The sequence below is a fragment of the Mesorhizobium sp. genome (genome assembly GCF_004962245.1).
Classification (GTDB): Bacteria; Pseudomonadota; Alphaproteobacteria; order Rhizobiales; family Rhizobiaceae; genus Mesorhizobium.
Genome location: NZ_SUHQ01000028.1, coordinates 83,860 through 106,470, shown reverse-complemented (window position 1 = coordinate 106,470; position 22,611 = coordinate 83,860). Strand labels below are relative to the sequence as shown.

Genomic DNA, 22,611 nt, shown 5'->3' with positions numbered 1-22,611 from the left:
AAACCACCCATCAGCCGCCTCGGCTTCGATCGGGACAACCTGCTGAGGCACCACATCTAGCTAGGGCTTCCTTCACTCATCGGGCTGCGCCATGATTTTGCGCAGCGTGTCGGCAATGAGACTGGCCGGCGTGTCGAAGTCCAGGCCTCGGACGAATTTGCCCTGAGGATCCATAATGTAGATGTAAGTACTATGGTCGACGACGTAGTCTTCGGCGCCCGCTTCAGTTTTGTGGCGCGCGCTATAGGCGCCATATCCCTGGGCAACCGCGGCGATCTGTTGCGGACTGCCGGTGAGTCCGACGATCCTTGGATCGATCGCTCCGGTGTATTTCCCCATCACTTCAGGCGTGTCGCGTTCAGGATCGACGGTGATGAAGATCGGTTGCAGTTTGGCGGCGTCGGGGCCGAGTTCCTCAATCGCCACGGCGATTTCGGACAGTGTCGCCGGACAGACGTCGGGACAAGAAGTATAGCCGAAGAAAACCAGCAGCCATTTGCCGCGATAAGTCTCATCGGTGACCGTCGTTCCGTCCGGCGCCGTGAGCGTGAATGAGCCGCCGACCGTCACAGGCGTGTCAGCCCGCGCCAGCAGGGGGCAGATCGACAGGGCCGCTGCGAATATGATGGAGAAGAGGGTATGCGGACCGTAGGCCCAGGGGCGGAGGAGTCCATGCCGTCGCTTCATCAAGTACCTCCGGCACCTCAAGAATGACGTTCCAGGTTCCCGAGTACGACGTTTCGATCGTAGCAACTTCGGCTGGCACTGATCTTATCTTATTTTGTTGCTGACTGACTAGGCTGGACGTGGTAACTTCCTCCGCTAAATATTTCCTCATAGGTGGCCCCTCACGAAGGAGGCGGCTTCGATGAAGATTGTTGAGCTGATCAGCGGGCTAGCGGCGATCACTTTCGTTGCGACGCTGTCAGCGCCTGCGCAAGCCTACGAAGCGGGTCCGGTCACGGGAGGCGGAACGATCGAGGGTACGATCGTCTACCGCGGCGACGTGCCGACAACAAAGATCATCCCCACCAAGGATGTCGAGGTGTGCGGGGGTACCCGCGAGGAGCCGCTGATCGAGGTCGGAAGCGATCAGGCCGTGCTGAACGCGGCAGTCTACCTGGTCGACGTGGCCAAGGGAAAGGCCTGGCCGGAGCCCGGCAAGCCGCCGGAGATCGACAACATCAAATGCCGTTTTGAGCCCGCGGTTCAGGTGATCCCGGCCGGTTCGCTGGAGGTCGTCAACGGCGACCCAGTGCTCCACAACACCCATGGCTACTATGGCAAGCGCACCGCCTTCAACCTGGCGCTGCCCAACAAGGGACAGCGCATACCCGTCGAACTGAAGCGCGCCGGCACTGTCCGCATCGACTGCGACGCGCACGGCTGGATGGAAGGCTGGGTCTACGTGGTGGACAATCCCTACTACGCGATCACCGGCGCCGATGGCAAGTTCAGCATCCCCGATGTGCCACCTGGCAACTACACGCTCGTGGCGATCCACCCCTTCACCGGCCCCATCGAACAGCCCGTAACAGTAGCGGAGAATCAGCCTACCAGCCTGACGATTGAACTGAAAAAATAAGAAAATGGGCGACCCACTGACCCAACAGGGTCGCGTTCCTATGAAAAGACCGACGCTTTAAGAAACGGTCTGCACTGAGGAGGAACCCTGATGTCTGACGAGCTTGACCGCATTCGGCGCGAAATGCATGCGGTGCTGCAGCAGCCTGGTGTACGCCCCGACGACTCGCTCCAAATCACCCGTCGCACCTTCATTCACAGATCGCTGCTGTTCGGCGCCGCTTCCGTCGGCCAGACCTTCGCGTGGTGGCCGTTGCTCAACACGATCGACGTCGCTCACGCCGCCGAAGCGCCCTTCAAATTTGCCTGGATTTCGGACACCCATCTCTACGAGAAATCCCTCAACACGCGCTTCGTCGACAAGGTAGTGCGCGCCGTGCAAGAGGTCCAGGCCATGGATCCGCCGGCCGACTTCCTGATCTTCGGCGGCGACCTGGCCCAGCTCGGAAAGATCGAGGAACTCGAGCTTGGCGTCGATCTCCTCAAGGATCTGACGATCAAGAAATACTACATCCCGGGCGAGCACGACTGGTATCTGGATATGGGCAAGAAGTGGGGCGAGCTGTTCGGCCAGCCCAACTGGACCTTCGACCACAAGGGCGTGCGCTTCATCGGGCTCGATACGGTCAGCCGGGGACCGGACTACTGGACAGTGAAGAAGATGACGCCAGAGGAGCGCATGGGCCATATGGCGACCCTCGACGGCACGGTCGCCGGCGCGTGGGCCGGCGTCGGCCGCGACCAGCTCGACTGGATGCAGAAGATACTCGCCGACTGGGATAAGTCCAAACCGATCGTCATCTTCAGCCATAATCCGCTCTACGAGTATTACCCGCCCTGGAACTTCTGGGTGCGCGACTGGCGCGAAGTGAATGAGGTGCTGAAACCTTATACCAAGGTCACCAACATCCACGGTCACGTCCACCAGGTGCTCTACAACGAGATCGGCAGCATGCGCTCGATCGGCATGCTGGCGACCTCCTGGCCGTGGCCCTATGCCCCGGAAGGCGTGCCCAAGCTGACCAAGCCGATGATCCGGGCCGACCCCGGCGATCACTTCGATGGGGTCGGTTGGGAAACCGTGAACGTCAACGCCGAAGACAAGGTCGACGTCGAGTACATCATGTGGGGCCGCAAGGAGGTGTTCGTTCAGTCAGACCCGGATTCCTCGTTGAGTCAGCCCGAGAAGTTGCGACCGCGAATGGCCGACAATATGTGGCCATACTAAGGGAGGAATGGCTATGACAATCAGAGCGACATTTCTCGGCACGTTGTGCCGTCCGTCCTTCGTCGTAGCGATTGCGGCGGTCGCCATCTTCGTCGGCCCCACCAGTGCCCACAAGGCACCGCACACACCGGAGCAGTTGAAACAATACGAAGACGTGCTCATGGAGGAGGTCAGGAAGGGCGACCTCTTGTTCCACGGCGATGCGGCGACCGCCAAACAGATGGGCGTCGTCCTCTCCACCACGGGAATGGCCTGCGCAATGTGCCATCCCATGGCCTCGGACACCCACCCGCAGTCCTACCCGAAGTTCCAGGTGGAAACGAGCAAATTCGCGACGCTGCGCGACATGATCAACTGGTGCATCGAGAAGCCTAACCAGGGCGAAAAGATCGAGATCGATTCGGAAGCGATGAAGGCCTTGGAAGCATACATCGCCTGGTCGAACTCCGGCTCGGTGTTGGTCCCCGGCAAGCATTAGTTCTTTTCGGCTTGGAGCGGGCTGCATAGCGAAGATTGCGCGGGAAGATATCTGAAACCGGCCGCCGGCATCGGGGGTTCTTGATGCCGGTAACGTTTGGAGTTGAGTCCTGAAGATGCGCGCGGTTCAAGTGCGCGTGATGGGAGAGGCGCGCCGTGGCAGAGACATTGCGTGGCAGATTCGCCGGCATCGACCTTGATGAGCTGGTCGACTGGCCGGTGGTGCGAACTTGGCTTTATTGGGGCATGTTCTGGCTCCTGGTCACACCGTCGATCGGCGTGGCGCTGTCGGGCCTCTTCAATTATCCCGATTATCTCGGCACCACCCTGGGACTGACCTTCGGCAGGTTGCGGCCGGTCCACGTCAACGGCGTCATCTTTGGCGCCTTTTCCTCCCTCTTCATCGGCGAATGCTATTACCTGGTGCCGCGCCTTTGTGGTGTGCGGGTGCCCTGGCCGCGATGGGGCGTACCGCTGGCCTGGCTGTGGAATGTCTCCGTGGCGGCGGCGCTCATCTCGTTGCCGTTCGGCACAAACCACGGCCTCGAAGCGGGCGAGTTCCCGCTCTTCGCGAAAATCCCGATCTTCCTCGTTGTCGCCGCGGCGACCGCACAGTTCCTGATCACCATCGCCCGACGTCTCGAACCACCACTCTATGTCGCACTCTGGTATCTGATCGGGGCTTTCGTCTGGACGACGATGAATCTCGTACTGGGCATCATCCTGCCCTACACGATTTCTGGCATAAACAGCGCGGCCTTCCACGGCCTCTACCTCCACTACATCGTTGGATTGTGGATCACGCCGGCGGGTTACGTGCTGATCTACAATTTTTTGCCGATCAGCGTGGGCAATCCGATCTATGGCCACAAGCTCTCGCTTGTCGGCTTCTGGTCCCTCGCCCTGTTCTATCCCTTTGTCGGCATCCATCATTATCTTTACAGCCCGATCGCCGATTGGGCCGAGACGATCGCGATCGTCACTTCCATGCTGCTGATCATTCCGGTTTGGACGGTGCTGGTGAACTTCTTCGGCACGGTGATGGGCCGCTGGGACGCCTTCGGCAAGAATCTCCCGGCGAAATTCCTCATCATGGGCTCGCTGATGTATCTGGTCGGGTGCTTTCAGGGCTCGACGGAAGCCTTGCGTTCGATCCAGCAGCCGACCCATTTCACCGATTTCGTCATCTCGCACTCGCACCTCACTGTGTTCGGGACGTTCGTGGTCTGGGCAATGGGCGGCCTGGTCTATGTCTGGCCACGGGCCTGTGGGCGCGAGCTTTGGTCGTTTACGATGGGCAATTGGGCATTCTGGCTGATTACCGTCGGTATCTCCACCATGGGCCTGGTGCTGACCGCCGCTGGGCTGCAGCAAGGCTTCCAGTGGATGGCCGGCACCGAGTGGCTCGACACGGTGATCTCGATGCGGCCCTATTGGCTGGTGCGGACTGTTGCCGGCGTCAGCATGGATATCGGGATGACGCTTCTCGTCATCAATATGATGATGACGGCGCTGACCCGGCCCGCCGAAGCGGCGGAAGGTGCGGCATTCGGCGCGGCCCCGGTTCCGGCTGGCGGGGCGGGGCGATGAGTGCGCGGTTTGTTATCCTGGTGGCCGGCATTTTTTGCTTCTTCGCCGCCCTCATCACCCAGGGTTTCCTGCCATTTTTCGAACCCTCGGCGCGAACCAACCGGGTTACTGCCGTGGTCCGCACCGATTTCGGCCAGCTCAAATGGATGATGACCGAGGCCACTGATTACACGCCGCTGCAACAGCTCGGTCGCGACGTGTATCTGCGCGAAGGTTGCTGGTATTGCCATTCCCAGTACGTGCGCCCGGTGACCGGCGAGACACGCCGCTGGGGTCCTGTGACGGAGTCAGGCGAATTCGCCTACGACGTGCCGCATCTGTTCGGCACGCGGCGCATCGGACCCGATCTGATGCGGGTCGGACTTAAGTTCAGCGACGAGTGGCATCTTGCCCATTTCTGGAATCCGCGCATGCTCTCCCCGGATTCGATCATGGCGCCGTATCGGGGACTGTTCGACGAGCCCGAGCAGCCGGTCAAGATCGTCGACGACGGAGCCGGCAATCGTACGCTGGAGAGGACGCCGGTTTCCGAGGGGCTGTTCGACTTCGCGAGCAAGGAGCAGATCAAGCTCACGCCCAATGCCGACGGGCTGCTGTTCGTGCCGATGCAGGCGCGCGGCAAGGCCCCAGTCATTGTGATACCGAACGAGGAGTACAAAGGCGACGCGGTCAAGATCGCCGCAGAGACGAAAGACCTGGAAGCCCTGATCGCTTATATCCAGAAGCTCGGCATGGATCGCGGCAAATGGCGCGATCTTTTTGAACCACAGCAGCTTGAAGTCACCGAAGTGACATTCCCGCGTTCGAGCGAATGGATCGCCCATGGCCGGGAGGTCTATGAGCGGCGATGCCTCGGTTGCCACGGCGTGAATGGCGACGGCAATGGACCTGCCGCCACCTTCCTTCACAAGCAGCGCCCGCGAAGCTTCGCGGCGGCTGTGTTCAAGTTCCGACTGACCAAGGAGCCGCTGCCGACTGACGGTGACCTCTTGCGCACGATCACCCGCGGGGTACGCGGCACGGCGATGCCGGCCTGGTATGAACTGCCTCTCACGGATCGGCTCGCCGTCATCCAGTACATTAAATACGAGTTGGCGGTGGACCGTTCCGATCCGGCCCAGCCTTATGCATTTTTCATCGAAGAGCCACCCGGCCCTCCTCTCTACATCGCAAAGCCGCCCACCGTTTCCCAAGCAATCCTCGAGCGCGGCAAGGAAGTGTGGCAGATCGCGAAATGCTGGGAGTGCCATGGTCAAGGCGGAAAGGGCGATGGCCAGAAGGCTGCCGGGCTGAAGGACGATCTCGGCTTCTCCATCGTGCCTGCGGACCTCACCAGCGGCCAGTTCAAGTCAGGCTCGGCGGTCGAGGATATCTTCCGGACCATGACGACCGGCTTGAGCGGCACGCCCATGCCCTCCTATCGGGACTCGTTGCCCGAGGAGGACCGCTGGGCGCTCTCGTACTACGTCCTCGCACTTTCCGCCTATAAAGACCCGCTCACATTGCAGCCGCTGACGATCAGCGACACGGATCGCGCGGCGCTTAATGATCTGACGCTGGAGGCGGCTTCTCCGGACAAGGCCTATGTTCCGGGCAGGGTGCCGGCGCAGAACACTTCTGAACTCGGCGAAGGTAACGGCGGATCGGTGACCGAGAAACAAAATGCTGCCGAAGGAGGCTGAGTTATGCTCGGATTTGAGGTCACCGGACCCTACGTGAGCGCGTTGCTTATGAGCCTCGGTGCGCTCTGTGTCTTTATTTGGGGCGTGCTTTCAGGCGCCTTCCACGGCGCCGATGAAGCGGCCACCAGATTCTACGAAAGGGAAGCGGAGAATGACAACGCCAAGCACACCGCAAAGTGACGGTCCGTCTCACGGTTCGGACCCCGACCACGAGATGGAGGAGTACGCCGGTGGCACCGTCCAGTCGCGACACGGGTATATCCCGATATGGCTGCTGGTCGTCTACGCGGTTCTTTTCGTCTGGGGTCTCTACTACGCCTACCTTTATTGGGGCGGGGTCGGGCCGGGAAGGATTGGTTAGACAGCACGGTCGCGCACGCCGACGAGTTGAGAGAAGGAGCAGGAGATGCTCATAGCTAAGATCGTAATGGGTTTGGCGATTCTGAATCTTTTCCTGCTGCTCTCCGCGCTCGCCATGAACGTTGCCCTTGTTTATTTCGGCTGACCAGGAGGAGGCGTATGCTTGCAGATACCGTTTTCTCGTTCGCAAATGCAAGTCCGTACCAAACGATCGCCTTGGTCGGCGGCGCGATAGCGCACATCGCCTTCTTCGTGTGGGTGGCTTACCTCGTGCGCCATTAGCGGCGCAGAGCAACACTTCTCGTTGAACGTGCGGCGCGTCGACAGGAGGTCTGCCAATGACCTATTTCCTCGTGATCTTCGCCGCTGGGTTCGCGGGCAGCTTTCACTGCATCGGCATGTGCGGCGGCTTTGCTTGCGCGCTGGGCCGTGATCAGCGCGGGGGAGGCGCAACCGTTGCGCGCCACCTGCTCTACAATACCGGCCGATTGACAACCTACTGCTTCCTCGGCGGGCTCGCGGGCGGGCTCGGTCAAGTCATCTGCACCACGCAAGGTTCGATGGCGCCGCCGCTCTTGAACGGCTCCCTCGACATCGCCCAGCGAATTCTCGCGATTGTCGCTGGCCTGCTCATGATTGCCATGGCATTGCAGTTCTTCGGCTTGCTGCAGGTCTTTCACCGGCTTGCGATCGGATTCGGCGGCAGTACGTTTGCCATGTCTCTACGCAGCCTGCTGACGGCCCGGAGCAGCGCTGCGCCGCTCGCCTTTGGCGTGTTCAACGGCTTCCTGCCATGCCCCCTGGTCTATGCCTTCGCCGCCCAGGCGGCGAGCACCGCCGGAGCGGTTCCCGGCTTTCTCGTCATGGCGTCGTTCGGACTGGGAACCTTTCCGGCGATGTTGATGATGGGCGGCGTCGGCCGGATACTCGGGCCAGCCTGGCGGCGGCGCGGCGTGCGGCTGGCCGGCGGCTTTATTCTTTTGCTCGGCCTCATCACGCTTGGCCGTGGTCTCCTGCCCTCGGACGCGCATATCGGCCATGCCTGGCTGGGAGGACTTCCCGCATGACAGCGCATGGCGATATCCTCTGCAGCCATTGCTCGCTGCCCGTCGGCCCGCGCCCGATGGAGCGCAGGCTCAACGGTGAGGCTTGCGCGTTCTGCTGCTACGGCTGTTGCATCGCCTTTCAGGTGAAGAGCGGCAGACACGAAGAGTGGGAGGCCGCCTGGCTTCTGATCCAGCTCGGCGTGGGCGGCTTTCTCTCCATGAATATCATGATGTTCAGCCTCCTCCTCTATTCGGATGCATTCGCCGGCGTCGATGCGGGCGTGCTGCCGTGGATTCACCTTTTGCTCTGGATCTTCGCGACGCCGGCGGTGGTGATTCTCGGCGGACCCTATCTGCGCGACATGTGGCTCAATGGCATACAGGGACGCGTGACGTCGTCGGCGCTCATCGTGCTTGGCGTCGCTGCCGCCTATCTTTATTCGGCATTTGCCGTGTTCGAGGGCAGCACGCATGTCTATTTCGACACCGCCGTGATGGTGCTGATGCTGTTCACCGTTGGCCGCTATCTCGAGGCCGTTGGCCGCGCCAGGGCGGCGCGCGACCTCGAACCTCTCTTGGCCGCCGAAAGCGAGAACGCAACCGTGGTCGATGGCGCGGCAGAGATCCGCCGTCCGGTGCGGGAGGTGACGGCCGGCACGCTGGTGCGGGTCCGGCCAGGCGAGCGCATTCCGGTCGACGGCGTGGTTGTCGAGGGGGAATCGAACGCCGATGAAGCCGTGATCACCGGGGAAAGCCGGCAAGTGACAAAGGGCGCCGGCTGTACGGTGATTGCCGGCAGTATCAATATCGACGGCCCGCTCCTGATCCAGAGCAGCGGTGACGGAACCGCAACGCGCTGGGCACAGATTTGCCGGTCGGTGCGCGAGGCGCTCAGCCGTCGCAGTCCAACCCAGCGCCTTGCCGATCGCGTCGTTGGCGTGTCCGTGCCGCTTGTCCTCACCCTCGGCGCGCTGACGTTCGTTTACTGGGCGCAGTCGTTGCCGTTCGATCGGGCGTTGCTGATTGGCCTCTCGGTACTGGTGGTTGCCTGTCCGTGCGCCGTCGGCCTCGCCGCTCCAATGGCAACCTCGCTCGGCATCGGCCGGCTGGCGCGACACGGCTGCCTCGTCCGCACCCCCGGCGTGCTCGAGACTCTCGCACATGTGCGGTTACTCGCCTTCGACAAGACCGGCACTTTGACGACGGGCAAAGCGCGTCTCGTCGGCATCGACCGTGACGAGGTCGACAGCGAGAACGTGCTGGCACGCGCCGCCGGTCTGGAGCGCCAGTCCGAGCATGGTTTGGCGCGAGCCATCGCGGCGGCAGCCGCTGCGCGCGGCATCACGCCGCTCGCGACCCGTGATGTCCGGACGGTTCCCGGCCGTGGCATCCGCGGCAGCGCCGAAGGCCGGCCCGTGGCGGCCGGGAGCAGCAGTTTGATGAATGATTTGGGCTGGTCGCTCCCGCCAACGCTGGCCGAGCCTGCGCGGTCGAGGGAGGCGAGCGGTCATTCGGTGGTTTATGTCGGTTGGGGAGAGCGGGTTCATGCTGTGCTGTCGCTTGACGATTCGCCGCTTCCCGAGGCGCAGGCGACGATCACAGCGCTGCGTGAGCGTGGGCTCAACGTGACGCTGTTGACCGGCGACCTGGCGCCGGTTGCTGAGCGGATCGCGGCCATGGTCGGGATCAAGGCGGTGCAAGCGGGTCTTTCGCCGGAAGCCAAACGGGCGGCCCTCGATCGGCTCCGCCACGACTATGATGTGGTGGCGATGGTCGGCGATGGCCTCAACGACGGCCCGGTCCTGGCGGCGGCGGATGTCGGTATCGCCGTCGGTTCCGCCACCGATCTTGCCCGCGAGACCGCGGCGCTCGTGCTGCCTGCGGACGGATTGTGGATGCTGCCCTGGGTCGTCGACGTGGCCCGCGCGGTTCGCAGGACCATCTTGACCAACCTTATGTGGGCTTTCGGTTACAATCTCGTCGCCCTGACTTTCGCAGCATTCGGACTTCTGCAGCCAATCCTTGCAGCGGCGGTCATGGCCGGCTCGAGCATCCTCGTGGTGGTGAATTCGCTGCGGCTGGAGCGGCTTCCCGATCCTGTTCCATCGCTGATCCCCGAGCAACGATCCGGCGCTGAGGCAGAGAGCGCCCGGCGTGACGTGGGCGTTTCAATGCTGGTCGGCCCGGGGATCGAGCGGAGCTGAGCCTCGCCTTCAGCCAAACACATCCTGCGTGAAGGCGTCGTACCAGCCTTCCGCCGCGCGCGCCGCTTTGCGGCGGATATCAGCGCCTTCCTCGACCTTGCTGACGAAGTTGAGGACCCTCTTGAGCTTGCCGTCGACTGGTTGGAAGCTTATGGCGTTGCTGAACGCATCGTCGGGGGCGAGATAGGTGTAGCAGGTGTTGAACAAATGCGCCGGGAAACGCTCTGATCCGGCGAGATCGGCCGCAATGGCGAAGGCGCAGGCTTTGGCCTGGCTGTTGGCGCAGAAGGCGGATTTCGGCATATCCCCACCGATGATCGCGTCGCCGACCAGGTGGATGCCGGGCTGCAGTGCCGATTCGAAGGTGACTGGATCGACCGGACACCAGCCCGACTGGTCGGTGAGCCCGGCCTGCTGCGCCAGGCGCCCGGCCATTTGCGCCGGGACGACATTGGCGACCGCGGCCTTGAATGTTGCGCCCGCGGTGATCACAGATCGGGTCTTCGGATCGACAGCCGTGACCCCGCCGGTAAACTGGGCGGGCAGCCATTCGATCATTCCCGGATAGTGGCGGTTCCAGGCGTCCTGGAACACGTCCTGCGCGTTGAACTTGTCCTTCGCATCGAGGATCAGAATTTTGGCCTTGGGTTTGCTGTTCTGGAAATAGGATGCGACGAGCGAAGCGCGCTCATAGGGGGCGGGTGGACAGCGAAACGGATCCGGCGGAACGACGATGAGGAACAGGCCGCCGTCCTCCATGCTTTCCAGTTGCCGGCGCAGCAGCTTGCTTTGCGGTCCTGCATTCCAGGCGTGCGGCATGATCTCCATCGCCGCATCGTCATAGCCCTCAAGCGCCCGGTCCCTGAATGCGATGCCCGGCGCAACAACGAGACGGTCATAGCTGAGCTTCGAGCCGTTGTTCAGCGCAACGGTATTCGCCGCCGGGTCAATCGCCGCGGCGGACTCATGAATGACGGTGATGCCGTATTGCCTTGCCAGCGCTTCATAACCATGGCCGAGCGATTCGAACGGGCGTAGCCCGGCGAGATAGAGATTGCTGAAAAAGCAGGTCGTGTAGCTCTGCCGCGGTTCGACCAGGGTCACGTCGACGGCCGTGGCGCTGGAGGCGAGATATTTGGCGACCGTTGCGCCGCCGATGCCGCCGCCGATCACGACGACGCGCGCCTTGGCTTGGCCCCGCGCCTTCCGCGGGCTGAGCGCCGTCAACAACCCTGCTCCGGTCAGGCAGCCGAACTCGCGACGCGTCCAGGATTTCATGACGGGTTACTTTCCCTGCGCCGCGACATAGCGCGCGACGCTCGCGATCTCCTCGTCGCTGAGCGAAAGTGCGATAGCGTGCATAATGTGATTTGGACGCTCGCTCGCCCGGTAGGCAAGCAGGGCGCTCTTGAGCCTTTCCTCACCAAGGCCAATGATGCTGGGAATGCCTGTGCCGCCGCCATCGAGGCGATGGCAAGACGCACAGGTCGCGGCGAGTTGAGCGCCCTGATCGGGCTCCGCCGCCGCGCCGGATTGGCTAACGAGCAGCACGAGGCCTGCGGCGATCGCAGGGCGCATGCTGAACACCCGTGAGGTTCGGAGTTTTCCGGTCACGCTCCTGCCCAATTCTTCACATCACAATTCGCGCAGCTCAATTGCGCCGCCGCCTCAACCGACCGTAAGCTGGTGCGACAACGCATAGACGGCACCGCCATCTTCTTCCCAGATGAAATCGAGCCGGCCGCTCTCCGTCGCCAACAGGGAAAATTCAAAGAACGGGTTTGCTGAGATCGCTTCGTGAAGATCAACACTGAACACCACGGAGTTGTTGTAGCGGCAGACAAACTTATTGATGATCCTGCGCGGGATCACATTGCCTTGATCATCATGGCGCAGGCCAGTTTCCATCCCATGGCTGATGATGGTCTTGACCTGAAAAACCTCTCCCTTCGCGGCAGCGCTCGGCACGATCACGCGTGGTGTCGGGGTGGTCACTGTCTTTCTCCGATCTCAGGCACAGCCATCTGTGGCGACACGGACCCAAGTCGTGGTCATCAGCAAATTGCCGTCATTCATTTCGGCGACAGCGACGACATGTTGCGGTTTGGCAAGGCGGATGCGTGTCGACACGCGGGGCAGACTGCGTTGCGGGACGAATCGGAAACTGACCACTTCGACGATCGGGTTTTGCGGCGCGAACACGCGGATTTGCCTCACATGGTCGGCCTCGGTCATCGGGCTTTCGATATCGAGACTCATCGGCACGGTGTAACCGGTCGGGAACTCCGCCGGCATCATCAGGCGAAGGCGATCTGATCTCGTGGCCGTCCGTCCGGTGAGCTGTTTGACGAGATCCAACGCCTCATCGTTCGCACGCGCGCTCCCTGGCGAGAAGAGCGCGGCCCCGGCAAACCCCGCACTTGCGGCGAGCAACACATCGCGGCGCGTCAAGCTCATCGTCCTGGTCTCCAAACCCTGCCACCTCTTTAGGCCACTCCAAGAACACATCGGCGGCGGCAGGCGGCGCACTCGGACACATCAGTGCGGCAGCTTCTACAAAATTTAGCACCAACAACCGCTGGGAGCAATCTCGCGGAAGTGCCCATGGACGCCCTTGAAACCAATGCATTCTGTTCAACAACGATATTCAACGTGCACGATGGAGTTTGCGGCGGGCCGAAGACCAATAGAAGCATTGGAAGTTTCTGCTCGACCGCTTCCGGCGAGAGATATTCTCGCTGCCATCGGCCTGCTCGGCACAAGTGGCGATCAGCGGAACGACCAGTTGTTGCTAACTTCGTCCTGATAGCGGACGGGCCGCTTTCGGCCCAGGGGTGCCAGTCAGCAATGCGCCCGATCTCGGTCGTTTAGGCCGTGGCTGCGTCCGCCAAAAGCGGACATCACCAGTGACCACGCGGGCAACGCCTTCGCACCAAGAGCCGCCGTTCCTGCGCAGCCCGCTTCGAGGATTGGAAGTCACGCAAGCCGTTGAACGGCCATCGGACGTTGGCCAGCCCTCACTCCGTCGCTTGCCGGATCCCGGCGGGCGCCAGTATCCGCTTGATGGTGTCAATCATGATCTCAGGAAGATCAATCTTGCCGACAACGTCGACGATCGGAAGGGCCCTCCCGCCCATAAACTTGGCGAGCCGTGCGTCGCGCAGGAGATAGAACTGCGCGTTGGCCTTGCGATCGAAGTCCGCTTGAGCGACGGCGAACTGCCCTCCTACCCACACAATCTCCCCGCGATAAACGCGCGATCGCCCCCAGGAACGCAGAAGGGTCGACCAAGCTATCCATCAGCGCCTTCACTGCGGCACCGCCCTGTACTCAACTCACCCAGAAGTCGGGCAATGCTTCGGCGAGGCTCGCGACATGTACTGACAGTCGCTCGAGGCTTTCGAGCCTGTCTTCCTTGCCCTGGGTCAGCCACGGATGCAGCGCAGCAAGTCGGGTAGCCGCGAACTCAAACCACGGCTCCGCTTCCGGCTTGTTGAGGAGATCGGCAATCCAGAGCGTAATCGCCGCTGTGAGGTCCGACGACTGCATGAGGTCCGAGGCCTCCGGATGGCCGTCAACGTAGAGGTCGAGTAGTGGACGACTCCCGTTGCTCCCGGCAAAGAGTGTGTGGAACAGCTTGGCGCTCGCCGCGTCGACCTTGGCCTTGTCCATACCTTCGCGACGCCGTGCGATGGCCAGGAGCAGGGCAGCAGTTCGAATATCGGCCGCAAGCCGCGCCGGCGGTCGGCTCTCAAGGAACGCCATCGAGGACATGGACGTCACCGCCTTGTCGATCAACCGGCCGAGCTTCTGGACCTGAGTGGGCTCGAGCGGCTTTGAGGGAGCCGGCGGCTCCTTTGGCTCGGGCGGATCCCCATCCGGGTCCTCGGGCGGATCGTTCGGGTCCTTGGCGTGACGCGTGCTCCCGCCTACCCTGAAGTAGTCGTTCATCAAGGTCCATTCGTCGGTCGTGAAGTAGCCGCCGCCCGACACCGGCGCGCAGCTCCGCCGACCAAACCCGTCCGAGAAGACGTCGTCTAGGTTGTATTCAACCGCCGGACCGGCCGTCTTTCTGCTTCCCTTACCGGTCCAGGGAACCGGGCTGTTGTAGTGCTCGACAACGAGCGTGAAGATGTCGATGAGGCCGTCCGAGCTGATCGGCCCTTCCTTGCCACCAAGCTTCGCCTGAACGTTGAGTTCCGGCCGTCCGATCCGGAGCTCTGCCTCGTGGTCAATCCACATTGGTGCACTGCGAGCCGAGCCCGCAGCGGTGTCGATCTCCACCCATAGACGGGATCCAGGATCAGAGACGTCTACCAAGTATGCGCCCCCTTCGCCAGCGACCGCCACCAACGTGTCCGTGTTCAACACCACCCTGGTCTGGGACGGTACAACGGCTCCGGCGAAGGCGCAGAGAACAGTCATCACGCCACCTTCTCCGTGCCGGCCTTCGTCGTGACGCTCGGCATGCTGTCGATGGCGCGTGGTGCGACGCTGCTCTATTCGAATGGCCGGCCGATCCCAAATTTGAGTCCCGCCTTTCGTTGGCTCGGCCAGGGTTTTGTCGCGGGGATTCCGGTGTCCGTCATCGTCTTCGCGATCGTCTTTATAGCCGCCTGGGTGACGCTGCGCTTCACGGTCTATGGGCGTTGGGTCTATGCGGTCGGCGGCAATGTGAAGAGTGCCAAGACGAGTGGCATCCCGACCCGCACCGTCACCTTCTCGGTCTATCTGCTGATGGGCGCGCTCGCTGGTCTCGCCGGCCTGATCCTGACCGCGCGCACCACCTCGGCGCTACCGCAGGCAGGCCTTGGCTATGAGCTCGACGCGATCGCGGCGGTCGTGATCGGTGGCACGAGCCTCACCGGCGGCATCGGCTCCGTCGTCTACACGCTGATCGGCGCGCTGATCATCGGCGTGATCTCGAACGGCCTCGATCTGATGGGTGTGTCGTCCTACTACCAGCAGATCATCAAGGGCGCGATCATCGTGGTCGCCGTCCTGATCGACCGTTCCAGAAACATGAATCCATGAGGATCCGCACGTAAGCGCGTGCGGCAATGAAGAGCCATGATTAAGGGAGGAACCCAAATGGCACTGAAGACGATTACCCGCCGAACCGGCCTGGCCATGCTGGCCGGTGTCGGTCTCGCATTCATGAACCTCGGTCCGGCCTTCGCGGCGGACCCAGTTCGCATCGCGGCGGTGGTGCAGAGCTTGGACACCGAGTTCAACGTGCTCTGGGCGAACGCCGCCAACAACCATCCGCTCGTCAAGGATGGCAGCGTCAAGCTCACCGTCCTCGACGGCCGCATGGACGCGCTGACGCAGTCGAACCAGTTCGATACGGCGATCAGCGAGAAATATGACGCGATCATCTTCGTGCCAGTCGATATCGATGCCGGTAACGACCCGGTCCAGCGCGCCAAGGATGCCGGTGTGACGGTGATCGGCTCGAATACGCTGATCTCGAATACGTCACTCTACAATGCCTATATCTCGTCAAACGATGTCGAGGCCGGCAAGCTGCTCGCCAAGTCCGTGTTCGACAAGATGGGCGGCAAGGGCAATGTCGTGATCGTCGAGGGCATGATCGGCCAGTCCGCTCAGGTCCAGCGTCTCGAAGGCATCCAGGCGACCTTGAAGGATTATCCCGACATCAAGGTCCTTGAGCAGAAGACCGCCAACTGGTCGCGTGCGGAAGCTTTGACGCTGGTCGAGAACTGGCTCACGGCGCATCCGGGCGAGATCCACGGCGTCATCGGCGAAAATGATGAGGAAGCGATCGGCGCTCTCGAAGCGATCAAGGCTCACGGCCTCGATCCGAAGAAGATCCCGGTTGCCGGCGTCGACGGCGTGACGGATGCGCTTCTCGCGGTCCAGCGCGGCGAGATGATGTCGACACTGCAGGATGCCGACGCGCAGGCGCAAGGCGCGATCGACCTTGCGATTGCCTCGAAGCAGCCCGACTACAAGCCGCAGGCCAAGGTTTGGGACGTCAATGGCGGCGAGCTCGCCTGGGAGGGGCGGCAAGTCGCAGCATTATTCCGTGCCGTGGGTTCCAGTTACTGGCGAGAACGTTGAAGCGCTTCTTTCGATGCGCAAGTCCCAGTAATCCAAAACGCAGTAATTAAAGACAATGCAATCAAAGAGTACGATACAGTTCGTATGTGTAAACTGGAATGGGGAGACGGCCGTGCCGTCTCCCTGTTCATCGGCTGTGAAGCTGATAGTCCTGCTTCAGATTTAATCGAGTCCCAGACTATGGCAACGCCCCAATCCGTCCGCTACCTGAACGAGATCCGAGCGCTCAACGCGCTCTTTCGAAGCGGCGGGATGAGCCGGGCGGATCTTGCGCGCGTGTTCGGGCTCAACCGTTCGACGACCGGCAATATCATCAGCAATCTTATGACCGATAGGCTCGTCATGGAACGGCCCGACGTGCCGCGTGGCGACAACGCGGCGAAGACCGGCCGGCCCGGCATCCATATCGAGATCGATCCCGCCGGTGCGACCTTCCTGGGCGCTGAGATCGGCGTCGATCGTCTCACGGTCGTGGCGATCGACATGGCCGCGCATGAGATCCGGCGCTTATCGACCCCGTTCCCGATTTTCGAGCAGTCGCCCGAGGCGGGCATCGACCGGATCGCCAGCATGATCGGCGAAGTGATCGAATCCTTACCCGAAGCGACGCGCACTCGCGGGCTCTGCGTCACCCTGCCGGCTCTCCTTGATGCCGACGGCAACGTCATTAACGCACTCATCATTGGCTGGCGCGACGTCAAGCTGAAAGCAATGATCGCCGAAAGGCTGAAGCAGCGCTTTTCGAAGCCCGACCTACCGATCTCGATCGAGAACGACGCCAATGCCTTCGCCATTGCCGAGACCTACCGAGACACGACCCATCGCTCCGAGACGGTCGCATTCATGCTGATCGAAAATGGCGCCGGTGGCGGTATCGTCATCGGCGGGCGCCTCTTCCGTGGCTCGACCGGGCTCGCCGCCGAGTTCGGCCAGATTGTCGTCGGCGGTAAGGGCTTCTTCGCCGGGCGTCATAAGCCTGGGCATCTCGAAAGTTATATTGGCAAGGACGCCGTCCTCGCGCGCTATCACGCGAACGGCGCCGACGCTTCAGCCGATCTCGACCATCTGCTTGCGGCGCTCGATCGTGGCGATCCGATCGCCGAGAAAACGGCCGAGGAATGGGGAAGCGCCCTTGCGAGTGGCCTGATCCAGCTCGCGAGCATCCTCAATCCCGGCATGGTCATTCTCGGCGGCACCGTGGCGCCGCTCTATCGCCATGTCGCGTCCGAGGTCGAGGCGGCGATGCGACGCGAATTCCTGGATGGATTTCCTTTGCCGAAGATCGAAATTTCGACGCTCGGTCTCGAAGGGCCGGCGCTCGGCGGCGCGCTCATCATGCATCAGCGCATGTTTTCCATCGACGAGAGCGCGATCTACGCGAGCGAGCAGCCGATCACATTGTTTCAGACCTAGCGGAGCGGCTCGTCGATGGTCGGACAGCCGAAGCGCTGTCTGGATCTCGCGCCAGAAAGGATTATCGGATGATTGAAGGAAAGATCTTGACCATCGGTGAGATCCTGGTCGAGATCATGGCGACCACGCTTGGGCGCGGTTTCCTGGAGCTGCAGCCGCTGATCGGCCCGTTTCCGAGCGGCGCGCCGGCGATCTTCATCGATCAGGTCGGCAAGCTCGGCCATCCAGCCGCGATCGTCTCGGCGGTTGGCGACGATGACTTCGGCGTCTTGAACCTCGAAAGGCTGAAGCGCGACGGCGTCGATATTTCGGCCGTCGCTATCCACCCGGGCGCCGCGACGGGAAGCGCCTTCGTCCGTTACCGGCCTGATGGCGGCCGAGATTTCGTCTTCAACATGCGCGACAGCGCCGCCGGCCGGATCGTCGCTACCCCGGAGGCGCGCGCCGTCCTGGCCGAGGCCGGGCATCTCCATGTCATGGGATCGGGCCTGCCCGTGCCGGCTGTTTTTGCCATGATCCGGGACGCGATCCCGGCGATCAAGGCGCGCGGTGGCACCGTCTCGTTCGATCCCAACATCCGGGTGGAAATGCTCCGCGACCCGGCGGGCAAGGCTGCATTCCAGACAGTGCTTGCGGCCACGGATATCTTCCTCCCGTCCGGCGAGGAATTGTCGCTTTTCTCAGGTGCATCGGACGAGGAAAGCGCGATCGCTGCACTTCTTGAGACCGGTGTGAACGAGATCGTCCTGAAGCGCGGGGCGGCAGGCGCCAGCCATTTCGACCGCAACGGCGCGACTCACATGCCCGGCTTCGTCGTCGAGGAAATCGATCCGACCGGGGCAGGAGACTCGTTTGGCGCGACCTTCCTGGTGGCGAGGCGGCTCGGCAAATCCATCCCCGATGCGCTCCGCTACGCGAATGCCGCCGGAGCGCGCACGGTGACGGTCAAGGGGCCGATGGAGGGCACGTCGAGCTTCGCCGATCTCGACAGCTTCATCGCCGGCGCCATTATCAAAGGAACCGCATGATGACAACTTTTCTGACGGAACTCGCGCCGGCGCGGCGCATCGGGGAGAAGCGCGCAATCACGTCCGTCTGCTCCGCCCACCGCACGGTGATCCGCGCCGCGCTTCGGCAGGGCAAGCGCCTTGGCCAGCCGGTCCTGATCGAGGCCACGTGCAATCAGGTCAATCAGGACGGCGGTTATACCGGTATGACGCCGGCCGATTTCCGTGCCTTCGTCGAAAAGATCGCGGCGGCGGAGGGCTTTCCCGCTGACCGTCTGATCCTCGGCGGCGATCATCTCGGGCCTAATCCCTGGCGGAAACTGCCGGCCGAGGAAGCGCTCGCGAAGGCCGAGGCTATGATGGCGGGATATGTCGCTGCTGGCTTCTCAAAAATCCATCTCGACGCGAGCATGGGCTGCGCCGGCGAACCCGAGGCGCTCGATGACGAGACCACGGCCCATCGGGCAGCACGGCTCGCTGCCGTCGCGGAGCGCGTGGCCAGGGACGCGGGGGTGCCGCCGCCGCTCTACATCATCGGCACGGAGGTGCCGACGCCGGGTGGTGCGGTGCACGCGCTCGACCATCTGACACCGACTTGCGCCGCCGCGGCGCGCGAGACGATCGCGACGCATCGGCGGATCTTTGCTCAGGAGGGCTTGCAGGCGGCTTTCGACCGGGCGATCGGGATCGTCGTGCAGCCGGGCGTCGAGTTCGGCCATGAGAATGTCGTGTGGTACGCGCCGGAGCGCGCTCGCGATCTGGTGGCGGTACTCGATCAGGAGTCGCAATTCATCTTCGAGGCGCATTCGACCGACTACCAGCCGCCGGATCGGCTGGCGAAGCTCGTCTCGGACGGGTTCGCGATCCTGAAAGTCGGGCCTGGGCTCACCTTCGCCCTCAGGCAGGCGCTCTACGGCCTCGATTGCATCGCGGCGGAGCTCGATCCATCCTATGGCGGCCGCGCGCTGGCGATGGCGATGGATTCCCTGATGCTGACCGAACCGGAGTTCTGGCAGAGCTATTATCCCGGATCCGCCGCTGAGCAGCACGTCCTTCTCCATTACAGCTACAGCGACCGCATCCGCTACTACTGGCCGCATGACAAGGCGGAGCGCGCGGTTGGCAAGCTGATGGAGACCCTGGCGAGCAGACCCATTCCCGAGACCCTGATCGCCCAATTCCTGCCGCTTGCCGAAGACGTGGTGCGCAGCGGTGCGCTTCCGCCGACCGCCTCCGCCCTCATCGACTACGGCATCGAACGGGTGCTCAACGATTACGCCCAAGCCTGCCGCTAGAGCTAGGAGCCGAATTCGCGTCTTTCCTTTGCGTATTTGACGAGGGCGAGGAAGCGGTAGAGGCCGTGCATGAACTTGCCGTAGGGCATTGTGATGAAAAGGCTGAAGACGACGCCGAGATGGATGGCGAGAAGTAGGCCCATGGCGGGCGTGGCGCGCAGGACGAGGAGCAGCAGGCCGGTGAGGCTGGTGAGCAGCAGCATGACCAGCAAGGCGATGTCCATGCCGAGCCTTGGTCTGTCCGTGGTACCGATTCAGCAGATACAGGCCCAGTCCCAGCGGGAAGGTGATGTAGCCGTAACGCTGACGCCTGGCGGCCCTCGCTTCGAGTCGGAAGTGCTCGCCGAGTATGGCCTCGGCCTGGTACTGCCTGGCGAGGTGGAACTGCGCCGCACTTATTGGCTCAATATTTCTCTCGAAATGGTCCGCGTGCCCCGCGTCCGCGCCGTGTCCAGCTTTTTGCGCAAGCTGGCCGAAGAGTTCGATTTCTGTTGAACGCGCCTCCGCTAGGCCTTTTTGTCCTGCTTTTTTGCACCCGCTTCGGAGCGCACCCTTCCATTAAGCCTCGCGCAATCTTTGCAGTCTATTCTGCTTGTCGACGGTCGGGGGAAACATGAAGCGCAAGCCGATTCTGCTTTTTGGCTTTCCGGCTCTCATCCTTCTGATTCTCGCAGGGGAGCGAGCAGCGACGTTCCTGCTGGGAACCTATCCGGCCAGCCCCGCCATGTGGTGGATCTGGCTTGAACTGCGCCCTTTGTCGACCATGTTCTGGGAGCAGGTCGACTTCTATCTGGGCGGTTCAATGGTCCTTGATGCCGTCATCGTGACCGCCGCATCGATCGTCTGCTGGATGGCTTGCCGGGCGAGAAAGTCGGCCGCGTTCTTCCTTGCCAACCACGTCGCCCTGCTTTTCGCCGCGCTGATGATCGCGTCCAGCAGTCATTCTGAGACAGCGAGCACGATTGCGGCGTTCACCACGCCCAGCGGCCTTCCGTTTTCGCTGATGCTCGATTTCACATGGCGGAACAGCCTGGTGCTGCTTCTGGGCACCGCAGCCTGCGCCTACTGTCATGTTGCGTTTCTCGGCGAAGCACGACAGCGTTACGAAGCGCTCACCGTACAGCTTATTGCCCTGCAACGGGATCTCTAGGATCCGGGGGGCACGCCGTGGTTTCCACGAAATAGGCCTTCACGTATCCGTCCAGGCTGACTGACGGCAACGGATAGTAGGTGACCGGACACCATTGCCGCTTTCGATCGGCCCCGGTCGGCCGGCATGAGCCCGTGGCCACGATGATGCCGTTGTGATCGGGAGCGATTGCGCCCGCCGCCCTGGAGAGGTGGCTTGGCCGCGATCGGATATAGAGCACGTCCCAAAAATCGACATTGACGACATGGTAGCAGGTCGCAGCCGTCGCGCTCCCGATCGGTGTCAACAAGATGACGGCAGCTCCGAATGCAGCTGAACGCAAAACCGTTCTCTCGATGCCTGTCGCTTCTAGTTGATCTTCTTGTAATGAACCTTGCCGTCAGGCTGCACTATGCGCTGGTAGGAGGAGTTTGGGGCAGGGGGCAGCGCTGCCGCGACCCTCCTTTTGGGTTGACGTGGCACATCGACGACACCGGGTTCGGTCGCTGCTTCGAGATCGGTGGATGCTTCCGCCATGGTGGTCGTGACCACGGAAGGCTCCATCACGTTCGCCATGTCGTCGTCGCTGTCCAGGGGCAGGTTCTGTTCAAGCCGGGCAATGCTGCCTTTGACTTCGTTGAAGCTGCCCTGCAGTTGACTGTCCAGTTTTTCAAACCGGCTTTGAAAGCCGTTGTTGACCGTATCGAGCCGGGCTGCGATCCGTTGCTCGAACGATCCGAGCCGTTCCAGCCGCCCTTCGACAAAGCGCAGATCGCTGATGCCGCGGTAGAGATAGACCGCGGCCGTTATGTTCACCGCCGTGATCAGCAAGGCGCCGGCGGTGATAACGCCGATCAGCCTTGCATTGCTCGGTTTGCCTGCGACAGCTTGCTCTCCAGTGTGGGTCGCCGGCCCAACGTCGATTGCGGGCATGTCCGGATCGCTGATCATCGTCATTGGACCACCACCTTTGCGCCGACAGAGACGCGCTTGAAGAGATCGATCACATCGGTGTTGGTAAGACGGAAACATCCCGATGTTCCGTCGAAGCCGATGCCCTTGGGATCGTTGGTGCCGTGGATGCGGTAGAGCGTGTCGCGCCCGTCCCGCAGCAGATAGAGTGCCCTGGCGCCGAGTGGATTGTAGGGACCGGCGGGCACCATTTCCGGCAGTTCCGGCTGGCGGGCGCGCATTTCCCTGGGTGGGCGCCATTCCGGCCATTCCGTTTTCGCCCCCACCTTGACGATGCCAGTCCAGCCAAAGCCGTCGCGTCCGACGCTGATCTGGTAGCGCAGCGCCTCGCCCTGCCGGGTCACCAGATAGAGCGCCTTCTCGTCCTTGCGGATGATGATCGTGCCGGGCTGTTCCGTGGTTTGGAGAGCAACCGTCTTGCGCAGGCTGGGGCCCATCGCCGGCAGCGGCGGCCGGTCCGACAGCGCGGATCTGGCATGGGCGAAATCCCAGGCCGACATCCCCAACGCCAAGCTCATGATGCAGGCGCCTGCAAGCCTC

At 62.3% G+C, this 22,611-nt stretch carries 25 protein-coding genes and 2 pseudogenes; 17 read left to right on the top strand and 10 right to left on the bottom strand.

Going from position 1 to position 22,611, the window contains the following annotated elements; translation table 11 throughout:
• Positions 1 to 72: 72 nt before the first annotated feature.
• Positions 73 to 570 (bottom strand): SCO family protein, encoded by a 498-nt coding sequence (locus E5X88_RS25970; protein ID WP_292166303.1) that lies wholly within the window; start codon positions 568 to 570, stop codon positions 73 to 75.
• Between the two features lie 298 nt (positions 571 to 868).
• On the opposite strand from E5X88_RS25970, the gene E5X88_RS25965 reads away from it, so the two are divergent.
• The 10 genes from E5X88_RS25965 to E5X88_RS25920 all read left to right on the top strand — a co-directional run bounded on the left by E5X88_RS25965 (position 869) and on the right by E5X88_RS25920 (position 10,171).
• The gene (locus E5X88_RS25965; RefSeq protein WP_292166301.1) at positions 869 to 1,585 is read left to right on the top strand and encodes a carboxypeptidase regulatory-like domain-containing protein; all 717 of its coding nucleotides are present in this window, start codon (positions 869 to 871) and stop codon (positions 1,583 to 1,585) included.
• 90 nt (positions 1,586 to 1,675) lie between these two features.
• The gene (locus E5X88_RS25960; RefSeq protein ID WP_292166299.1) at positions 1,676 to 2,812 is read left to right on the top strand and encodes a metallophosphoesterase; all 1,137 of its coding nucleotides are present in this window, start codon (positions 1,676 to 1,678) and stop codon (positions 2,810 to 2,812) included.
• A 13-nt stretch (positions 2,813 to 2,825) separates the two neighbouring features.
• Positions 2,826 to 3,290: a hypothetical protein gene (locus E5X88_RS25955; protein WP_292166298.1), complete on the top strand. Its 465-nt coding sequence runs from the start codon at positions 2,826 to 2,828 to the stop codon at positions 3,288 to 3,290.
• Between the two features lie 155 nt (positions 3,291 to 3,445).
• Complete coding sequence (locus E5X88_RS25950; RefSeq protein WP_292166296.1) at positions 3,446 to 4,879, top strand: cbb3-type cytochrome c oxidase subunit I; 1,434 nt, start codon at positions 3,446 to 3,448, stop codon at positions 4,877 to 4,879.
• Positions 4,876 to 6,561 carry a cbb3-type cytochrome c oxidase subunit II gene (locus E5X88_RS25945; protein WP_292166294.1) on the top strand — a complete coding sequence of 562 codons (1,686 nt, stop codon included), beginning with the start codon at positions 4,876 to 4,878 and terminating at the stop codon, positions 6,559 to 6,561. The genes E5X88_RS25950 and E5X88_RS25945 overlap by 4 nt, the downstream gene beginning before the upstream one ends.
• Before the next feature lie 3 nt (positions 6,562 to 6,564).
• Entirely contained in the window at positions 6,565 to 6,741 is a 177-nt protein-coding gene (locus E5X88_RS25940) for a hypothetical protein (RefSeq protein ID WP_189502422.1), read from the top strand.
• On the top strand, positions 6,713 to 6,922 hold the full coding sequence (locus tag E5X88_RS25935; RefSeq protein WP_127857033.1) for a hypothetical protein: 210 nt from the start codon (positions 6,713 to 6,715) through the stop codon (positions 6,920 to 6,922). The genes E5X88_RS25940 and E5X88_RS25935 overlap by 29 nt, the downstream gene beginning before the upstream one ends.
• Positions 6,923 to 7,080: 158 nt before the next feature.
• Positions 7,081 to 7,203 carry a hypothetical protein gene (locus tag E5X88_RS25930; RefSeq protein WP_292166291.1) on the top strand — a complete coding sequence of 41 codons (123 nt, stop codon included), beginning with the start codon at positions 7,081 to 7,083 and terminating at the stop codon, positions 7,201 to 7,203.
• A gap of 56 nt (positions 7,204 to 7,259) precedes the next feature.
• Positions 7,260 to 7,988 carry a sulfite exporter TauE/SafE family protein gene (locus E5X88_RS25925; protein ID WP_292166289.1) on the top strand — a complete coding sequence of 243 codons (729 nt, stop codon included), beginning with the start codon at positions 7,260 to 7,262 and terminating at the stop codon, positions 7,986 to 7,988.
• Positions 7,989 to 8,044: 56 nt separating this feature from the next.
• On the top strand, positions 8,045 to 10,171 hold the full coding sequence (locus tag E5X88_RS25920; RefSeq protein WP_366929975.1) for a cation-translocating P-type ATPase: 2,127 nt from the start codon (positions 8,045 to 8,047) through the stop codon (positions 10,169 to 10,171).
• Between the two features lie 9 nt (positions 10,172 to 10,180).
• Here the strand turns inward: E5X88_RS25920 and E5X88_RS25915 are convergent, their stop codons facing one another.
• From E5X88_RS25915 to E5X88_RS25890, 6 genes are all read right to left on the bottom strand, one after another.
• Positions 10,181 to 11,449: an NAD(P)/FAD-dependent oxidoreductase gene (locus tag E5X88_RS25915; RefSeq protein ID WP_292166287.1), complete on the bottom strand. Its 1,269-nt coding sequence runs from the start codon at positions 11,447 to 11,449 to the stop codon at positions 10,181 to 10,183.
• 6 nt (positions 11,450 to 11,455) lie between these two features.
• Entirely contained in the window at positions 11,456 to 11,749 is a 294-nt protein-coding gene (locus E5X88_RS25910) for a c-type cytochrome (protein ID WP_292166285.1), read from the bottom strand.
• Between the two features lie 90 nt (positions 11,750 to 11,839).
• A complete protein-coding gene (gene soxZ / locus E5X88_RS25905; RefSeq protein WP_292166283.1) occupies positions 11,840 to 12,166 on the bottom strand; it encodes a thiosulfate oxidation carrier complex protein SoxZ in 327 nt (108 codons plus the stop codon).
• A 15-nt stretch (positions 12,167 to 12,181) separates the two neighbouring features.
• The gene (locus E5X88_RS25900; RefSeq protein ID WP_292166282.1) at positions 12,182 to 12,628 is read right to left on the bottom strand and encodes a thiosulfate oxidation carrier protein SoxY; all 447 of its coding nucleotides are present in this window, start codon (positions 12,626 to 12,628) and stop codon (positions 12,182 to 12,184) included.
• Positions 12,629 to 13,188: 560 nt separating this feature from the next.
• Positions 13,189 to 13,407 carry a hypothetical protein gene (locus E5X88_RS25895; RefSeq protein ID WP_292166281.1) on the bottom strand — a complete coding sequence of 73 codons (219 nt, stop codon included), beginning with the start codon at positions 13,405 to 13,407 and terminating at the stop codon, positions 13,189 to 13,191.
• A gap of 94 nt (positions 13,408 to 13,501) precedes the next feature.
• Entirely contained in the window at positions 13,502 to 14,455 is a 954-nt protein-coding gene (locus tag E5X88_RS25890; protein WP_292166279.1) for a hypothetical protein, read from the bottom strand.
• 147 nt (positions 14,456 to 14,602) lie between these two features.
• Here E5X88_RS25890 and E5X88_RS25885 point away from each other — a divergent pair.
• The 5 genes and pseudogenes from E5X88_RS25885 to E5X88_RS25865 form a co-directional block, all read left to right on the top strand.
• Positions 14,603 to 15,205: pseudogene (locus E5X88_RS25885) on the top strand (ABC transporter permease); the annotation flags it as partial.
• 57 nt (positions 15,206 to 15,262) lie between these two features.
• The gene (locus E5X88_RS25880; protein ID WP_292166275.1) at positions 15,263 to 16,255 is read left to right on the top strand and encodes a substrate-binding domain-containing protein; all 993 of its coding nucleotides are present in this window, start codon (positions 15,263 to 15,265) and stop codon (positions 16,253 to 16,255) included.
• A 180-nt stretch (positions 16,256 to 16,435) separates the two neighbouring features.
• Positions 16,436 to 17,668: an ROK family transcriptional regulator gene (locus tag E5X88_RS25875; RefSeq protein ID WP_292166273.1), complete on the top strand. Its 1,233-nt coding sequence runs from the start codon at positions 16,436 to 16,438 to the stop codon at positions 17,666 to 17,668.
• A 68-nt stretch (positions 17,669 to 17,736) separates the two neighbouring features.
• On the top strand, positions 17,737 to 18,696 hold the full coding sequence (locus E5X88_RS25870; protein ID WP_292166272.1) for a sugar kinase: 960 nt from the start codon (positions 17,737 to 17,739) through the stop codon (positions 18,694 to 18,696).
• Positions 18,693 to 19,970 (top strand): D-tagatose-bisphosphate aldolase, class II, non-catalytic subunit, encoded by a 1,278-nt coding sequence (locus E5X88_RS25865; RefSeq protein ID WP_292166270.1) that lies wholly within the window; start codon positions 18,693 to 18,695, stop codon positions 19,968 to 19,970. Before E5X88_RS25870 ends, E5X88_RS25865 begins: the two co-directional genes overlap by 4 nt.
• A 2-nt stretch (positions 19,971 to 19,972) precedes the next feature.
• On the opposite strand, the pseudogene tcuB reads toward E5X88_RS25865, so the two are convergent.
• Positions 19,973 to 20,203, bottom strand: a pseudogene (gene tcuB, locus E5X88_RS25860) (tricarballylate utilization protein TcuB); the annotation flags it as partial.
• Here tcuB and E5X88_RS25855 point away from each other — a divergent pair.
• On the top strand, positions 20,172 to 20,465 hold the full coding sequence (locus E5X88_RS25855) for a hypothetical protein (RefSeq protein ID WP_292166269.1): 294 nt from the start codon (positions 20,172 to 20,174) through the stop codon (positions 20,463 to 20,465). The pseudogene tcuB and the gene E5X88_RS25855 sit on opposite strands and share 32 nt — an antisense overlap.
• A gap of 118 nt (positions 20,466 to 20,583) precedes the next feature.
• On the top strand, positions 20,584 to 21,120 hold the full coding sequence (locus E5X88_RS25850) for a hypothetical protein (protein ID WP_292166267.1): 537 nt from the start codon (positions 20,584 to 20,586) through the stop codon (positions 21,118 to 21,120).
• Positions 21,121 to 21,468: 348 nt separating this feature from the next.
• Here the strand turns inward: E5X88_RS25850 and E5X88_RS25845 are convergent, their stop codons facing one another.
• Both E5X88_RS25845 and E5X88_RS25840 read right to left on the bottom strand, forming a co-directional pair.
• Complete coding sequence (locus E5X88_RS25845) at positions 21,469 to 22,056, bottom strand: hypothetical protein (protein WP_292166265.1); 588 nt, start codon at positions 22,054 to 22,056, stop codon at positions 21,469 to 21,471.
• Entirely contained in the window at positions 22,053 to 22,589 is a 537-nt protein-coding gene (locus E5X88_RS25840; protein WP_292166263.1) for a L,D-transpeptidase, read from the bottom strand. The genes E5X88_RS25845 and E5X88_RS25840 overlap by 4 nt, the downstream gene beginning before the upstream one ends.
• Between the last annotated feature and the right edge of the window lie 22 nt (positions 22,590 to 22,611).

Coding starts and splice junctions, on each gene's coding strand:
- E5X88_RS25925 (WP_292166289.1), top strand. CDS start 7,260: ATGACCTATTTCCTCGTGATCTTCGCCGCTGGGTTCGCGGGCAGCTTT.
- E5X88_RS25840 (WP_292166263.1), bottom strand. CDS start 22,589: ATGAGCTTGGCGTTGGGGATGTCGGCCTGGGATTTCGCCCATGCCAGA.
- E5X88_RS25910 (WP_292166285.1), bottom strand. CDS start 11,749: ATGCGCCCTGCGATCGCCGCAGGCCTCGTGCTGCTCGTTAGCCAATCC.
- E5X88_RS25945 (WP_292166294.1), top strand. CDS start 4,876: ATGAGTGCGCGGTTTGTTATCCTGGTGGCCGGCATTTTTTGCTTCTTC.
- E5X88_RS25920 (WP_366929975.1), top strand. CDS start 8,045: ATGGAGCGCAGGCTCAACGGTGAGGCTTGCGCGTTCTGCTGCTACGGC.
- E5X88_RS25915 (WP_292166287.1), bottom strand. CDS start 11,449: ATGAAATCCTGGACGCGTCGCGAGTTCGGCTGCCTGACCGGAGCAGGG.
- E5X88_RS25855 (WP_292166269.1), top strand. CDS start 20,172: ATGACCAGCAAGGCGATGTCCATGCCGAGCCTTGGTCTGTCCGTGGTA.
- E5X88_RS25900 (WP_292166282.1), bottom strand. CDS start 12,628: ATGAGCTTGACGCGCCGCGATGTGTTGCTCGCCGCAAGTGCGGGGTTT.
- E5X88_RS25850 (WP_292166267.1), top strand. CDS start 20,584: ATGAAGCGCAAGCCGATTCTGCTTTTTGGCTTTCCGGCTCTCATCCTT.
- E5X88_RS25935 (WP_127857033.1), top strand. CDS start 6,713: ATGACAACGCCAAGCACACCGCAAAGTGACGGTCCGTCTCACGGTTCG.
- E5X88_RS25845 (WP_292166265.1), bottom strand. CDS start 22,056: ATGACGATGATCAGCGATCCGGACATGCCCGCAATCGACGTTGGGCCG.
- E5X88_RS25940 (WP_189502422.1), top strand. CDS start 6,565: ATGCTCGGATTTGAGGTCACCGGACCCTACGTGAGCGCGTTGCTTATG.
- E5X88_RS25965 (WP_292166301.1), top strand. CDS start 869: ATGAAGATTGTTGAGCTGATCAGCGGGCTAGCGGCGATCACTTTCGTT.
- E5X88_RS25875 (WP_292166273.1), top strand. CDS start 16,436: ATGGCAACGCCCCAATCCGTCCGCTACCTGAACGAGATCCGAGCGCTC.
- E5X88_RS25960 (WP_292166299.1), top strand. CDS start 1,676: ATGTCTGACGAGCTTGACCGCATTCGGCGCGAAATGCATGCGGTGCTG.
- E5X88_RS25865 (WP_292166270.1), top strand. CDS start 18,693: ATGATGACAACTTTTCTGACGGAACTCGCGCCGGCGCGGCGCATCGGG.
- E5X88_RS25880 (WP_292166275.1), top strand. CDS start 15,263: ATGGCACTGAAGACGATTACCCGCCGAACCGGCCTGGCCATGCTGGCC.
- E5X88_RS25870 (WP_292166272.1), top strand. CDS start 17,737: ATGATTGAAGGAAAGATCTTGACCATCGGTGAGATCCTGGTCGAGATC.
- E5X88_RS25955 (WP_292166298.1), top strand. CDS start 2,826: ATGACAATCAGAGCGACATTTCTCGGCACGTTGTGCCGTCCGTCCTTC.
- E5X88_RS25930 (WP_292166291.1), top strand. CDS start 7,081: ATGCTTGCAGATACCGTTTTCTCGTTCGCAAATGCAAGTCCGTACCAA.